Genomic DNA, 12,400 nt, shown 5'->3' on the forward strand with positions numbered 1-12,400 from the left:
TCAGTCCGCCGGGGGCAGTTCGCCGGAGCCGCGTGTGATCAGCCGGGTCGGCAGCTCGATGCGCTCGGGGGCGCGCAGGGTGCCGTCCAGCTGGCGGAAGAGGCGCTCGGCCGCGGTCCGGCCGAGGGCCGCCGCGTCCTGGGCGACGACCGTGACACCCGGCTGGAGCAGATCGGCGAGTTCGATGTCGTCGAAGCCGACGAGCGCGACCTGACGGGACTGCTCGGTCAGGACCCGGATCACGGTGACGGTCACCCGGTTGTTGCCCGCGAAGACCGCGGTGACCGGGTCCGGGTGGGAGAGCATCTCCTCGGTGGCCCGGCGCACCCGCTCGGGGTCGGTGACGCCGAGCGAGATCCAGGCGTCCTCCACCTGTATGTCCGCGTCCTCCATGGCGGCGCGGTAGCCGCGCAGCCGCTCGGACGCGGTGTGGATGCCCGGCATGTCACCGATGAAACCGATCCTCCGGTGCCCGTGGGCGATCAGGTGCGCCACGCCGTCACGGGCACCGCCGAAGTTGTCCGAGAGGACGACGTCGGCGTCGATGAGGCCAGCCGGCCGGTCCACGAAGACCGTGGCGACGCCCGCCTTGAGCTCCGGTTCCAGATACCGGTGGTCGTCACCGGCCGGAATCACCACCAGCCCGTCCACCCGGCGGGCGCACAGCGCCAGCACCAGCTCCTGTTCGCGGTCGGCGTCCTCCGCGCTGGAGCCGTTGATCAGCAGCGCGCCGTGCGCGCGGGCGACCTCCTCGACCGCCCGGCTCAGCGGACCGTAGAACGGGTCCGCGAGATCCTCCAGGACCAGACCGACACTGGCGGTGCTGCCCTTGCGGAGCACCCGGGCGCTGTCGTTGCGGCGGAAACCGAGGGCGTCGATGGACTCCTGCACCCGGCGCTCCGTCTCCGGCGTGACCCCGGGCTCGCCGTTGACCACCCGCGAGACCGTCTTCAGTCCGACTCCGGCGCGGGCCGCCACGTCCTTCATGGTCGGACGGTTGCCGTAACGGGGCCCTGAGAGGCGGTCGGTGCGGCGGGGCGTCTCCGGCACGGTGCGGTGTCCTGTCCTGTCGACCACGGGATGCGTGGATCCATGGGCTTGTATGAGGATGTGGCGTCGAGCATAGAGCCTGGACAACGTTGTCAAGCTCGGGGGACACTGTTCGTCGCGCACTCCGGCCCGCGGACCACCGCGAGATCGAGGTGTGACTCGCCCTGTGTGTCGGTTCCTGGCCGGGCATGGGTCATTTCGGCGCTTTTTGACAGTTGACGGGGGAGATCCGACACTGATGCACACCGACCTCGTGGCGGCGCTCGACATCGGCGGTACCAAGATCGCCGGCGCACTGGTGGACGGCCGCGGCCGGATCCTGGTCCGTGCCCAGCGGCCGACACCCGCCGAGGAGGACGGCGACACCGTGATGCGGGCGGTCGGGGCGGTGCTGGCGGAGCTCACCGCGTCCCCGCTGTGGGAGAACGCGGGCGCGGTCGGCATCGGCAGCGCCGGCCCCGTGGACGCCTCGGCGGGCACCGTGAGCCCGGTGAACGTGCCCGGCTGGCGTGACCACCCGCTGGTCGCCGGGGTCCGGGAGGCGACCGGCGGACTGCCCGTGGAACTGATCGGCGACGGTGTGGCGATCACCGCGGCCGAACACTGGCAGGGCGCCGCCCGCGGCCATGACAACGCGTTGTGCATGGTCGTCTCGACCGGGGTCGGCGGCGGACTGGTGCTGGGCGGCCGGCTGCACCCCGGGCCGACCGGCAACGCGGGGCACATCGGCCACATCAGTGTGGATCTCGACGGCGACCCGTGCCCGTGCGGCTCACGCGGCTGTGTGGAACGCATCGCGAGCGGCCCCAACATCGCCCGCCGGGCCCTGGAGAACGGCTGGCGCCCCGGACCGGACGGCGACACCTCCGCCGCCGCGGTGGCCGCCGCCGCCCGGGCCGGGGACCCGGTGGCCGTGGCGTCGTTCGCCCGGGCCGCGCGGGCACTGGCCGCCGGGATCGCGGCCACCGCGACCCTCGTCGAGATCGACATCGCCGTGGTCGGCGGGGGAGTGGGCAAGGCGGGCGAGGTCCTCTTCGCGCCTCTGCGGCAGGCCCTGACCGAGTACGCGACCCTGTCCTTCGTCCAGCGGCTCGTGGTGACACCGGCGCAGATGGGCACCGACGCCGGCCTGGTGGGCGCGGCGGCCGCGGCGCTGGCGAGGCGGAAGGACCCGGCCGCCGCGGGCGTCTGAGGGCGGCCGGCCGTACACATCACGCCGTGTTCGCCGTGCCGCGTGACCCCGAGGCGGTTCCGGCAGTTGGGCCGGGCATGAAGAAGCGCAGCATGCTCGCCATCGCCTCCCTCGCCACCGGCTTCGTCGTCGCGGCGATCACCCCCTCGCACGCGCTCGGTGAGAGCCTCAACAGCCTCCCCGCCGGCGACGCCCTCAGCGCCCTCGACCGGACCGTCGCCGACGAGAGCCCGCTCCTCGCCGACGACGACCGGGAGGCCAGGGGCTGACGGGACCCACCGCGAAATCCACGGCGCCGACGCCCCTCGAGGGGCGTCGGCGCCGTCGGCGTGCGTTCTCAACTGGGGCTGGTTTCCGTGGCAGGGTGGAGCGGGCAAGCCACAGGGGGCCGACAGAAGAGGGGGAACCGTGATCGTCTGGATCAACGGTGCGTTCGGTGCGGGGAAGACGGCGACCGCACGGGAACTGATCGAACTGATCCCGAACAGCGCGCTCTTCGACCCCGAGGTGGTCGGCGGGGCGCTGGGCCATCTGCTTCCGCCCAAACACCTCGCCGAGGTCGGCGACTACCAGGACCTTCCCATCTGGCGCCGGCTGGTGATAGACACGGCGGCGGCGATGCTCGCCGAACTCGGCGGGACCCTCGTCGTTCCGATGACCCTGCTGAGACAGGAGTACCGGGACGAGATCTTCGGCGGCCTCGCGGCCCGCCGCATTCCGGTCCGGCATGTTCTCCTCGCCCCGGCGGAAACGATCCTGCGCGAGCGAATAGCGGGCCGGGAGGTCCCACCGGACCTCCCGGACGGCGAGATGCGGGTACGGCAGTGGTGCTACGACCACATCGAGCCGTACCGGGCGGCCCTGGCCTCCTGGCTCACCGCCGACGCCTACCCGGTCGACACCGGCCCGCTGACTCCGTACGCCGCCGCCGCCCGCATCGCCGAGGCGGTCGGCAACGGAGAGGTGCCCGCCTGCGACATCGTGCAGACACCCGAGCCGACCGCCGAGACCGTGGCCGCCGGTGTCCTGCTCTTCGACGAGCGGGACAGAGTGCTCCTCGTGGACCCGACCTACAAGCCGGGCTGGGAGTTCCCGGGCGGGGTCGTCGAACCCGGGGAGGCACCCGCGCGGGCGGGCGTGCGCGAGGTCGCCGAGGAGACCGGGATCCGCCTCGACGACGTGCCGACGCTACTCGTCGTCGACTGGGAACCACCCGCGCCGCCCGCCTACGGCGGTCTGCGCCTGCTCTTCGACGGCGGTCGTCTGGCCGCCGCCGACGCCGCGCGGCTGCTGCTGCCCGGCCCCGAACTGCGCGACTGGCGCTTCGTCTCCGAGACGGAGGCCGCCGACATGCTGCCCCCGGTGCGCTACGAGCGCCTCTGCCGCGCCCTGCGGGCACGGGAACGCGGGAAGGCCATGTACCTGGAAGCGGGGGTACCGGTCGGCTGAGGAGCGGACGCGGGACGGCGGCGGGCCGCTCGGCGCCCACAGGCTCGGTGGGACGCCCCGGCCGCGTCCGCCGCCCGCGCAGAGCGCTGCCGCCGTGCGTGTGTCCGGATCCGCGCACGGCGGCAGCGCGGCAGAACGTCGGACGGGCCCGGCGGAATCAGCCCACGGTGGCCGCGTAGTTGCGCAGGAACAGCGCCTCCGTGACCGACAGCCGCTCCAGCTCGTCGGGGGAGACGCTCTCGTTCACCGCGTGGATCTGGGCCTCCGGCTCGCTCAGCCCGATAAGGAGGATCTCCGCCCGCGGGTAGAGCGCCGCGAGGGTGCTGCACAGCGGGATGGAGCCGCCCTGGCCGGCGTAACTCATCTCCTGGCCCGGGTACGCGACCGCCATCGCGTCGGCCATGGCCCGGTAGGCCGGGCTGGTGGTGTCGGCGCGGAACGCCTGACCCTGCCCGATCTGCTCGGTGCTCACCCGCGCACCCCACGGCGTGTGCGCCTCCAGGTGCGCCTGGAGCAGCTTGGTCGCCTCGACCGCGTCCACGCCCGGCGGCACGCGCAGGCTGATCAGCGCGCGGGCGCTCGCCTGCACGGACGGGGTGGCGCCGACGACCGGCGGGCAGTCGATGCCGAGGACGGTGACGGCCGGGCGGGCCCAGATACGGTCGGCGACCGTGCCGGAGCCGATCAGGTCCACGCCGTCGAGCACCTTGGCGTCCTTGCGGAACTGCTCGTCGTCGTACTGCAGTCCGTCCCACGTGCTGTCGCCGGTCAGCCCGTCGACGGTGGTACTGCCGTCCTCGGCGCGCAGCGAGTCCAGGACGCGGACCAGGGCGGCCAGGGCGTCGGGGGCGGCGCCGCCGAACTGGCCCGAGTGCAGGTTGCCCTCGAGGGTGTCGACCCGCAGCCGTACGAGCGTCATGCCGCGCAGGGTGGAGGTCACCGTCGGCAGACCGGCGCGGAAGTTGCCGCTGTCGCCGATGACGACGGCGTCGGCCGCCAGGAGTTCGGGGTGCTGCTCGGCGTACCGCTCCAGGCCGCCGGTGCCCTGTTCCTCCGACCCCTCGGCGATCACCTTGACGTGGACGGGCACACCCCCGTCGGCCTGGAGCGCGCGCAGGGCCAGCAGATGCATGAGCACGCCACCCTTGCAGTCGGCGGCCCCGCGCCCGTACCAGCGGCCGTCCCGCTCGGTCAGTTCGAACGGCGGGGTGTCCCAGCCCGCCTCGTCCAGCGGCGGCTGCACGTCGTAGTGGGCGTACAGGAGCACTGTCCTCGCGCCCTCGGGGCCGGGGAGGTAGCCGTACACCGACTGGGTCCCGTCCGGGGTGTCGAGGAGGGCCACGTCCTGGAACCCCTCGGCGGCGAGCGCGTCCGCGATCCAGCGCGCGGCGCCCTCGCTCTCACCGCGCGGGAACTGGTCGAAGTCCGCCACCGACCTGAAGGCCACCAGTTCGGCGAGTTCCTCCTTCGCCCGGGGCATCAGCGAGGCGACGGTCACGGCGACCGGATTCGACGACATGGGCACGCTCCTTGTGGGTGCGACGTTGTACGGATGCGTACTTTCGTGTGCGGGACGGTCATGCGGCACGGGCAAGGCCCTTGTACGGGGCATCCATGCCGTCCGATCCTCCCACAGCGGCCTCGAGTGATCGTCGCCGTAGTATGCGGGAGACAGACGGGGTGCCCCCTGCTCGAGCGGAGCCGAGAGCCTGGGGGAGGCAGGCGGCTGGATCGGGAGCAGTAACCATCGTGAGCAGCGAGAACTCTTCGGCGGACGACGCACGGCAGGTATGGGACGTCGTCGTGGTGGGCGCGGGACCCGCGGGGGCCTCGGCCGCCTACGCGGCGGCGGTCGCGGGGCGGCGCGTGCTGCTGCTGGAGAAGGCGGACCTGCCGCGCTACAAGACCTGCGGCGGCGGCATCATCGGCCCCTCGCGCGACTCGCTGCCCCCCGGCTTCGAACTTCCGCTGAAGGACCGCGTGCACGCGGTGACGTTCTCCCACAACGGCCGCTTCACCCGCACCCGCCGGTCGAGGCAGATGCTGTTCGGACTGATCAACCGGCCCGAGTTCGACCACCAGCTGGTGGAGCACGCGCAGAAGGCTGGCGCCGAACTGCGGACCGGCGCCGCCGTGCAGCGGGTCGAGCAGCACGGCTCGGCCGTGCCGGACCGCCGCACGGTCGCCCTCGTCCTGCAGGGCGGTGAGACCGTGCTCGCGCGGGCCGTGGTCGGCGCGGACGGCAGCGCCGGCCGGATAGGAGCGCACGTCGGGGTCAAGGTCGACCAGGTCGACCTGGGGCTCGAGGCGGAGATCCCGGTGCCGGAGACCGTCGCCGAGGACTGGAAGGGGCGGGTGCTCATCGACTGGGGGCCGATGCCCGGCAGTTACGGGTGGGTCTTCCCCAAGGGGGACACACTGACCGTCGGTGTGATCTCACGGCGAGGCGAAGGCGCCGCGACCAAGCGGTACTTGGAGGACTTCATCGGACGGCTCGGCCTCGCCGGCTTCGAACCGAGTATCTCCTCCGGCCACTTGACCCGCTGCCGCGCCGAGGACTCGCCGCTCTCACGCGGCCGGGTACTCGTCTGCGGGGACGCCGCCGGACTGCTGGAACCCTGGACCCGTGAGGGCATCTCCTTCGCGCTGCGCTCGGGCCGGCTGGCGGGGGAGTGGGCGGTGCGTATCGCCGAGGCGCACGACGCCGTGGACACGCGCCGACAGGCGCTGAACTACGCCTTCGCGGTCAAGGCGGGACTCGGAGTCGAGATGAGCGTCGGCAAGCGGATGCTGGCCGCGTTCGAACGGCGTCCCGGGGTGTTCCACGCCGTCCTCACCGGCTTTCGCCCCGCCTGGAAGGCGTTCCGGGACATCACGCGCGGGGCGACGACACTGGGCGAGCTGGTCCGCACCCATCCGCTGGCCCACCGCGCCATGACCGCGCTGGACCGGCGTCCCGCGGGCGGCGGGTCCGACTCCGAGGGCGCGTCCGTCAGTTCGTGACCGTGATCCGGAAGACCGGGTGGTCGGGGGCGGACGCGACGATCTCCTCGTCGGAGGACTCGGCGGTGACCCCCTGGAAGTACTGGTTCACCTCCCAGCCCCACTTCTTCAGGTAGGTCCGCAGGATCGGGAGCTTCTCCTCGTCGGGAAGCTCCACCGCGGTGAAGGAGCGGACCTTGCGCCCGACGCGCAGTTCCCCGCCCCCGGCAGCGCGCATGTTGCGTACCCACTGGGAGTGGCCGCGCGCCGAGACCAGGTACTGCGTGCCCTCCCAGATGTGCGGGTTGACCGGGATGCGCTGCATCCGGCCGCTCTTGCGGCCGCGGACGGACATCTCGGCGGTGCCGGCGAGGCTGACCCCGTGCCGGGCCAGCCAGCCGATGACGCTGTTGAGCCGGACAGCCACGGGACTGCTCTTGCGGTAGTAGGGCGTTGACGACGCCATCGGTGTCCTCCGGTCGGAATGCCGTGGGGAGCGACGCTCTCTTTTGTGAGCACTGCTCTCGCTACGTGTCCTCAGTCTGCACGACGCCGGCGCGAGAAATCAAGAGCACTGCTCTCTTTTGTGTGCGCTGCTCTGGACCTGTGGGACACTGAGGCGCATGAGCAGCACTGCACACGGCGCCCGTGCCCGAGCGAGGCTCGAAGTCACCGCGGCCATCAAGGAGGCGGCCCGCAGTCAGCTCGCGGCGGAAGGCGCCGCCAAGCTCTCACTGCGGGCCGTGGCCCGCGAGCTCGGTATGGCCTCCTCCGCGATGTACCGGTACTTCCCGAGCCGCGACGACCTGCTGACCGCGCTCATCATCGACGCCTACGACTCCCTCGGTGACGCTGTGGAAGCAGCCCACGACGCGGTCGCCGACACCGCGCCGGCCCGGCGCTGGACCGCGGTCTGCGAGGGTGCGCGTGACTGGGCGCTCGGGCGCCCGCACGAGTACGCGCTGATCTACGGGTCGCCGGTGCCCGGATACAGCGCGCCGGAGACCACCGTCCCGGCCGCCGCCCGCCTGGGCTTCCTGATGATGGACATCCTGCGGGACGCGCAGCGCGACTCCGCCCTGGCGAAACCCCCGCTTCCGGCCGGGCTGCGGCCGGAAGCCGAGCGGATGGCCGCCGACCTCGCGCCGGACCTCCCCCCGGAGGTGGTGGCGGCGATGGTGGCGGCCTGGGCCGAGCTGTACGGACTGATCGGGTTCGAGGTGTTCGGGCAGTTCCACCGGGTCGTGGAGGACCGCGAGACGTTCTTCCGGCACGCGGTGGGCCGGCTCGCCCACTCCGTGGGGCTGCCGGCATCGGCGTAGCGGCCTCCCCAGGCACCCTTGATCACGTACTTCGCCGGGAGTGCACGTGATCGCGACGTCGGGGATGTGGCGGCCCGGCCCGCCCGGCCGGTGCCGCCGGTCCCCTCGCGCGACTGCTGCCGTTCGTGTCCGGCACGGTACTGCTGATCCGCGAACTGCGGCTCGACATCGTCCTCATGGACATCCGCATGCCCGCACTCGACGGGCCGGCTGTCACCCGCAGGGTCACCGGACACACGGACCTGACGGTCATGAAGGTGGTCATGCTCGCCACCTTCGAGCTGGACGAGTACGTCTTCGAGGCGATCCGGTCGGGTGTCTCGGGTTTCCTGGTGAAGGACACCGATCCGGAGGAACTCCTGTGCGCGGCGCAGGCTGTGGTCGCGGGAGACGCGCTGCTCCCACCGGCGGTGCCCCGGCGTCTGATCGCCGGGTTCGCGACCCGTTCCAAGGAGCCAGCCGCGACCGGGCACAACTGGTCTTCCTGGTCAACGAGTCGGGCCTGGTGCGGCCGGGCCGGCTGGGCTGAGCTGAGCAGTCGTCCGGAACCGCGGCAGCGCACCGACCACACGGACGAGGGAGAGAACTGACGCGAGCACCGGCCCGGCCCGGAGCGGGAGACCTTCGACGGTGCCCGGGAGACTGAAGGGAGCGCGGAGCCGCCGCCACCCCGTGAGCACTCGCCGGTACGCCGTCGGGGTGAAGCCGTAACCCGTGTGAACGCCTCGAATGGTGGGAGCGGCTCTTATGACTGACGGTTAATCACGTCGGGGCCCGGTCAACCGTGCTGGTTAAGTGTCAGCAGCCGGGCGCGCCGACGGAAGGAAAGTCAGATGCGCTCTGCCCGCATGCTGCTCGCCACCGCGACGGCCACCGCGGCCCTCGTGGTCGGGGCGCCTGCAGCCTTTGCCGCCCATATGGGCGACTCGGACCACGACAAGTCTTCCTACAGCAAGGAGCACAAGGAGGACAGCAGCCACGACGAGGACGACTACGAGAAGAAGCCGTACGGCGGAGTGCACACCGGTGGCGGCGCTCTCACCGCTGTGGGCGAGGACGACGGCGAGTACAAGGACGAGAAGGACGACGGCGAGTACAAGGACGAGAAGGACGAGGGCGACTACAAGAAGGGCGAGGAGGACGAGGGCGACTACAAGAAGGGCGACAAGGGCGACGAGTACAAGAACGACAAGGACGACGAGTACAAGAAGAAGCCGCACGGCGGAGTGCACACCGGTGGTGGGGCTCTCGCGGCCGTGAGCGGGGACGACTGGAGCGGCAAGCAGGACGAGGGCGGCTACGAGGACAAGGAGGACGAGGGGGACTACGAGGACGAGGGCGACTGCAGGGACGAGAAGAGCGACGAGTACAAGGACGAGAAGGGCGACTGCAGGGGCGACAAGGGCGACGAGTACAAGAACGACAAGGACGACGAGTACAAGAAGAAGCCGCACGGCGGAGTGCACACCGGTGGTGGGGCTCTCGCGGCCGTGAACGGGGACGACTGGAGCGGCAAGCAGGACGAGGGCGGCTACAAGGACGAGGGCGGCTACAAGAAGGACGAGGGCGGCTACAAGGACGAGGGCGGCTACAAGGAGGACGAGGGCGGCTACAAGGAGAAGCCGCACGGCGGAGTGCACGCCGGCGGTGGCGGCCTCGCGGACCCGGGTGTCTCCGGTGGCGGCCTGGCCGCCCTGGCGGTCCTCGGTGCCGGTGCCTACGCGCTGAAGCGCAAGAAGGCTTCCGGAAGCGTGGCCTGAGCCATGCCTGACGTCATAGCAGTCGGGGCCGCCGTATGCGCGTCGCGTGTACGGCGGCCCCGACTCGCCCTTTCGTATGCCGTGTTCGCTGCCGTGTCCGAATGAGGTGGTACCCCGATGGCAACCCGCCCCCTTTCCCCCGACCACACCGATCCGACTCCGGCGAGGCGAAGACTGCGCGCCCTCATGACGGCGATCTTCTGGGGTACGGCGGCCCTGGTGCTGGCGGTGAGCCTGCTCGGCGGCGGGGAGGAGCCCCCCGCCGACGCCCGCGGCTCGCACTCTCCCCCCGCGGCCTCCGCCGTGATGTCCCCCTCGGCGTCCCCTTCGGCCTCCGGTTCCGCCGCGGCCGGGCCGGCGACCAAGCAGCTGCCGCGGTCCGCCCCGACCCGGATCCGCATCCCCGACATCGACGTCGACGCGCCCTTCACCGATCTCGCCATCAGAGCCTCGGGCCAGCTCGACGCACCGCCGGCGGACGACATCAACCTGGTCGGCTGGTTCGCCGGCGGAGTGTCGCCGGGGGAGCGCGGAACGGCGATCATCGCCGGGCACGTGGACACGAAGACCTCGCCGGCCGTGTTCGCCCGGCTCTCCGAACTCGAGAAGGGCGACCGGTTCAAGGTGGAGCGGGCCGACGGGCGGGACGCGACGTTCGTGATCGACCACGCGGAGTCGTTCCCCAAGAAGGACTTCCCCGACGATCGGGTCTACGCCGACGCGGACGACGCCCAGGTCCGGCTCATCACCTGCTCCGGAGCCTACGACCGTGTGGCCAAGGACTACACCGAGAATCTGGTGGTCTTCGCCCACCTGGTCTGACCCTGACGGACCGCCCGCCGTGGACGGCAGCCGGCGTGGGTCCGCTGCCCGGAAGGGGGAGGAAGGCACCCTTCCGGGCAGCGCGTTCGTCAGGCCACGGAGCAGGCGGACCCGTTGAGAGTGAACGCCGAGGGACTCGGATCACGGTCCGTCATGGTGGCCGTGAAGCCGAGGGTGACGGAGCCGGCCGCGGGGATCGCCGCGGTGTAGGGGACCGAGGCGACACTGACCTCGGAACCGGTCTGGAGCGGGGTGCCGCCCCACATGTGGGTGATGCGCTGGGCGCCCGGGAAGGTCCAGTTCAGCGTCCAGCCGTCGACCGCCGAGCTGCCGGTGTTGCGGATGGTGACCTCGCCCTGGAAGCCGCCGGGCCATTCGTTCGTCACCCGGTACCCGACCGCGCAGGCGCCCTGGCTGCCGCCGGAGGACGTGGTGGCGGTCACCGTGGCGGAACGCTGTGAGCGGTTGCCGGCCGCGTCGCGGGCGTACACGGCGAAGGTGTAGGAGGTGGCGGGGGAGAGGCCGGTGAGGGTCGCGGAGGTGCCGGCGGTGGTGGTGACGACCGTCTCGTCACCGCCGTCGATCCGGACGACGTCGTAGCCCGTCACTCCGTTCGCGTCGGTGGCCGCAGTCCAGGAGAGCGTGGCGGACGACGAGGTCACCGAGGAGACGGCCGGTGTGCCGGGGGTCGTCGGGGCCGTGGTGTCACCGCCCGGGCCGGAGGAGTAGACCGCGGCCTCCTCGGAGGTGGCCGCGATTCCGTTCGCGCCGTCGAAGAGACGCTCACCCCAGCCGGTCAGCCGGTCCGGGTCGAAGTCCGCGACCATGTCCAGGTACTCGACTCCGCCGCCGTTGCCGCTCCAGGACCAGCCGAGGTAACCGAGCCCGAGCTGCCGGGTGACGGCCAGAATGGTGTCCTCGTCGGGGTCGCCGTCGGAGTGGTCGTGTCCGAACTCGCCCACGACGAGGGGCAGCCGTGCGGCGACGAAACGGCCCAGGTAGTCGCTGATCTCGGCCGCGGTGTCGAAGACGCCGTACATGTGGATGGAGAACACCGTGTTGGCGTCCGGGTCGGCGGCGAACACCGAGGCGGCGTTGTCACGCATGGTGAACGCCCAGTCCTGGCCCCAGTTGGGGGCGTCGACCATCAGCGTGTGGTCGAACCCGGCGTCGCGCAGCTTGCGGATCGCGGCCTTGGTGTCGGCCGTCCAGTTCGTGTAACCGGTGTTGCCGTAGGGCTCGTTGCCGATGTTGACGATGACATGGTCCTCCTGACCGGTCAGCGCGCTCCGCACACCGATCCAGTAGTCGGCGGCGCGGGAGAGCGTCACCGCTCCGCTCTGCTCGCCGTAGCCCGTGGTGTCGTGCACCTCGAGGACGCAGATCAGCCGGTTCTGCTTGCACCGCGCCACGACGTCGGCCACGTCGGCGGTGTCGTCGGCGGTCCACCGGTCGCCGCTGGAGAGAACCACACGCACGGTGTTGGCACCCTTGGCCTTGATGTGTGCGAGAGAGCTGATCCGGTCCGTGTACCAGGTGTGGGCGTGGTTGACGCCGCGCATCACGAAGTCGTTCCCGGAGGCTTCCAGCAGCCGGCCGTTCTCGACGCGGAAGCCGGTGGGGGCCGCGTGGGCCGGGGTGCCGAAGGCGAGCAGAGGGAGGAGAAGACCCAGGAGGGCGGCGATCAGACCGGCCGCGCGGGGGGCGGTGGACGGGGGAGGGGGCAGGTGGGCAGTGCGGGTTCTCATGGCGGCTCCAGAGATGCGGTTCGGGGGTCGGTTCGGTCCTGGTCCGTGCGGTGCGTCATGGGGGCGTGCCCGGTG

11 protein-coding genes and 1 pseudogene are annotated in these 12,400 nt (G+C 71.7%); 8 read left to right on the plus strand and 4 right to left on the minus strand.

What is annotated here, in order from left to right:
* Positions 1-1,077, minus strand: a complete 1,077-nt coding sequence (locus ACTWJ9_RS29675; protein ID WP_279337341.1) for a LacI family DNA-binding transcriptional regulator — start codon at positions 1,075-1,077, stop codon at positions 1-3.
* A gap of 211 nt (positions 1,078-1,288) precedes the next feature.
* Between ACTWJ9_RS29675 and ACTWJ9_RS29680 the strand changes: the two genes are divergently transcribed.
* From ACTWJ9_RS29680 to ACTWJ9_RS29690, 3 genes are all read left to right on the plus strand, one after another.
* Positions 1,289-2,242, plus strand: coding sequence for an ROK family protein (locus tag ACTWJ9_RS29680; protein ID WP_279337342.1), 954 nt, complete (start codon positions 1,289-1,291; stop codon positions 2,240-2,242).
* 77 nt (positions 2,243-2,319) lie between these two features.
* Positions 2,320-2,511 carry a hypothetical protein gene (locus ACTWJ9_RS29685; protein WP_443294951.1) on the plus strand — a complete coding sequence of 64 codons (192 nt, stop codon included), beginning with the start codon at positions 2,320-2,322 and terminating at the stop codon, positions 2,509-2,511.
* Positions 2,512-2,650: 139 nt separating this feature from the next.
* Positions 2,651-3,691 (plus strand): NUDIX hydrolase, encoded by a 1,041-nt coding sequence (locus tag ACTWJ9_RS29690; protein WP_279337344.1) that lies wholly within the window; start codon positions 2,651-2,653, stop codon positions 3,689-3,691.
* A gap of 157 nt (positions 3,692-3,848) precedes the next feature.
* On the opposite strand, the gene ACTWJ9_RS29695 is transcribed toward ACTWJ9_RS29690, so the two are convergent.
* Complete coding sequence (locus tag ACTWJ9_RS29695; protein ID WP_387042337.1) at positions 3,849-5,210, minus strand: dipeptidase; 1,362 nt, start codon at positions 5,208-5,210, stop codon at positions 3,849-3,851.
* A gap of 230 nt (positions 5,211-5,440) precedes the next feature.
* On the opposite strand from ACTWJ9_RS29695, the gene ACTWJ9_RS29700 reads away from it, so the two are divergent.
* Positions 5,441-6,694, plus strand: coding sequence for a geranylgeranyl reductase family protein (locus ACTWJ9_RS29700; RefSeq protein ID WP_279337346.1), 1,254 nt, complete (start codon positions 5,441-5,443; stop codon positions 6,692-6,694).
* On the opposite strand, the gene ACTWJ9_RS29705 is transcribed toward ACTWJ9_RS29700, so the two are convergent.
* Entirely contained in the window at positions 6,684-7,139 is a 456-nt protein-coding gene (locus ACTWJ9_RS29705) for a nitroreductase/quinone reductase family protein (RefSeq protein ID WP_279337347.1), read from the minus strand. The two genes, ACTWJ9_RS29700 and ACTWJ9_RS29705, sit on opposite strands and share 11 nt — an antisense overlap.
* Positions 7,140-7,296: 157 nt before the next feature.
* On the opposite strand from ACTWJ9_RS29705, the gene ACTWJ9_RS29710 reads away from it, so the two are divergent.
* The 4 genes and pseudogenes from ACTWJ9_RS29710 to ACTWJ9_RS29725 all read left to right on the plus strand — a co-directional run bounded on the left by ACTWJ9_RS29710 (position 7,297) and on the right by ACTWJ9_RS29725 (position 10,577).
* Positions 7,297-7,995, plus strand: a complete 699-nt coding sequence (locus ACTWJ9_RS29710) for a TetR/AcrR family transcriptional regulator (RefSeq protein ID WP_279337348.1) — start codon at positions 7,297-7,299, stop codon at positions 7,993-7,995.
* A 137-nt stretch (positions 7,996-8,132) separates the two neighbouring features.
* Positions 8,133-8,459, plus strand: a pseudogene (locus tag ACTWJ9_RS29715) (response regulator); the annotation flags it as partial.
* Positions 8,460-8,828: 369 nt separating this feature from the next.
* On the plus strand, positions 8,829-9,755 hold the full coding sequence (locus tag ACTWJ9_RS29720) for a hypothetical protein (protein WP_443294952.1): 927 nt from the start codon (positions 8,829-8,831) through the stop codon (positions 9,753-9,755).
* A gap of 117 nt (positions 9,756-9,872) precedes the next feature.
* Complete coding sequence (locus tag ACTWJ9_RS29725; protein WP_387037770.1) at positions 9,873-10,577, plus strand: class F sortase; 705 nt, start codon at positions 9,873-9,875, stop codon at positions 10,575-10,577.
* 89 nt (positions 10,578-10,666) lie between these two features.
* On the opposite strand, the gene ACTWJ9_RS29730 is transcribed toward ACTWJ9_RS29725, so the two are convergent.
* Positions 10,667-12,325, minus strand: coding sequence for a cellulase family glycosylhydrolase (locus ACTWJ9_RS29730; RefSeq protein ID WP_387037771.1), 1,659 nt, complete (start codon positions 12,323-12,325; stop codon positions 10,667-10,669).
* Between the last annotated feature and the right edge of the window lie 75 nt (positions 12,326-12,400).

Source organism: Streptomyces sp. GDS52, assembly GCF_052246875.1.
Taxonomy (GTDB): domain Bacteria; phylum Actinomycetota; class Actinomycetes; order Streptomycetales; family Streptomycetaceae; genus Streptomyces; species Streptomyces cathayae.